Raw genomic sequence first — 2,330 nt, forward strand, 5'->3', positions numbered from 1 at the left:
ATGTGATCCTCGAGAAATCTCATTCTTTCACCACGACAGGGCATTTCGCTGTTACAACCCGCCTCCCATCCCTACCTCATCGGTGAATCCAGGCTTAGCCGCGGCCTCGGTCGCTGCGGTATAGACCGGCCGGATGTCCTTGGCGATCTGATCCCAGTACTTGCGCGATGCATAACGAAAGGTGTTGCGCAACAGATGGATCACGCATGTCTGAACCACCGCTCGCGACCACACGGTGTTGATCGCATCGGGCAGTCCTTTAAGGCCGTCGCAGACCACGATGCACACATCGGTGGTGCCGCGGTTCTTGATCTCGGTGAGCACCGACAGCCAGAACTTCGCGCCCTCGCCACCGTCGCCGGCCCACAGTCCGAGGATGTCGCGCTCCCCGGCACAGGTGACCCCGATGGCCACGTACACGGGCCGGTTGCTGACCTGGCCGTCGCGGACCTTGACGAAAATTGCGTCGATGAACACCACGGGATACACCGACTCCAGTGGCCGGTTGGACCACTCGGTCATCTCCTCGATCACCTTGTCGGTGATCTTGGAGATGGTGTCCTTGGAGACCGTCGCGCCGTAGACATCGTCGAAGTGCGCCGCGATTTCCCCGGTGGTCAAGCCCTTGGCCGTCAGAGACAACACGATCTCATCGACGCCGGTCAGCCGGCGCTGGCGCTTCTTGACGATCACCGGATCGAAGCTGGCATTGGTGTCGCGGGGCACCTCGATCTCCACCGGTCCGATCTCGGTGAACACCGTCTTAGATCGGGTGCCGTTCCGAGAATTACCTGATCCCCGGCCTGCCGGATCGTGTTTGTCGTAGCCCAGGTGCTCGCTCATCTCCGCGTCCAGCGCGGTCTCGAGCACGTTCTTAGTCAGCTGATTGAGCAGGCCGTTGGGGCCCACCAATTCCACACCTTGTTCCTTGGCCTGGGCGAGCAGCTGCTCGGCAAGCTCTTTGTGATCCACATCGATCCCCACGGATTCGAGTGTTTCGGACATCATCAGTCCTTCCCGCCAAGCTCACGCCCGGCGTGTCAGACCAAGTCCAGATCCACCGTTATTCCGACAGTCCCCGACGGTCGGTGGGTCTGTAAGTTAAACGGTGTAACTCCTGAGGAAATAGGAGATCACTGTGACTGATGTGATGATTGATGAGACGGTCGACGAGAGCCAGGGTTCCCAGGGCGTCGTGCGGCTGGACGAGCTGGATCAGCAGCTGGTCGGGCAGCTGGTGGATCGGGCCCGCTCCGAGGGGCTGCGGCTGACGGGTGAGGGCGGGCTGCTGGCCGAGCTGACGAAGATGATCATCGAGTCGGCGGCCGAGGGCGAGATGGACGATCATCTCGGCTACGGCAAGTACGACCCGGCCGGCCGTGACGGCGGCAACTCCCGCAACGGCGCGCGGACCAAGACCGTGCTCACCGACGTCGGGCCGGTCGAGGTCGCGATCCCGCGCGATCGGGACGGGTCATTTGAGCCGCAGATCGTGCGTAAGCGGCAGCGCCGCCTGTCCGGCATCGAACCACTGGTGATCTCGTTGTCCGCCAAGGGACTTACGCACGGTGAGATCTGCGCGCACCTGGCCGAGGTGTACGGCGCGCGGGTGTCGAAGCAGACGATCTCCACGATCACCGACCGGGTGATCGAGGGTATGAGCGAGTGGCAGAACCGGCCGTTGGACCCGGTGTATCCGGTGGTGTTCATCGACGCGATCAACGTCAAGATCCGCGACGGCAATGTCGCCAACCGGCCGNTCTACATCGCGCTCGGGGTCACTGTGGACGGCACCCGCGACGTGCTCGGGCTGTGGGCCGGCGAGCACGGTGACGGGNAGGGGTCGAAGTACTGGCTNCGGGTCTTGTCGGAGATCAAAAACAGGGGTGTCCAAGACGTCTGCATCGTGGTGTGCGACGGCCTCAAGGGGNTGCNGGACGCCATCGCCAACGTGTGGCCGGCCGCGATCACCCAGACCTGNGTTATTCACTTGCTGCGCAACAGCTTTCGCTACGCATCAAAGAAGGACTGGGCCGCGATCGCTAAAGACCTCAAGCTGGTCTACACCGCGGCCAGTGAGTCCGCGGCGCTGGACGCGTTCGTCACGTTCAGCGAGAAATGGGAGCAGCGCTACCCGGCGATCATCAAGCTGTGGGAGAACGCGTGGGCCGAGTTCGTGCCGTTCCTGGCCTTCGACAAGGAGATCAGGACAGTCATCTGTACGACCAACAGCATCGTTATCTGTAGTGCTGCGGTGAGCGTCTTTCATGTGGACCACGAAGTCTCGAAGTGGTCGGTTCTGCGTTCTGGATGTGGTTATCTCCAGCCGT

Annotated in this window: 2 pseudogenes; one reads left to right on the forward strand and one right to left on the reverse strand. The window is 62.0% G+C overall.

From position 1 onward, the window contains the following. Positions 1 to 93: 93 nt before the first annotated feature. A pseudogene (locus H7I57_RS10345) lies at positions 94 to 1,005 on the reverse strand (IS256 family transposase); the annotation flags it as partial. 145 nt (positions 1,006 to 1,150) lie between these two features. Between H7I57_RS10345 and H7I57_RS10350 the strand changes: the two are divergent. Continuing rightward, a pseudogene (locus H7I57_RS10350) lies at positions 1,151 to 2,236 on the forward strand (IS256 family transposase); the annotation flags it as partial. Positions 2,237 to 2,330 lie beyond the last annotated feature (94 nt).

This window comes from Mycolicibacterium pyrenivorans (genome assembly GCF_025821625.1).
Lineage (GTDB): Bacteria > Actinomycetota > Actinomycetes > Mycobacteriales > Mycobacteriaceae > Mycobacterium > Mycobacterium pyrenivorans.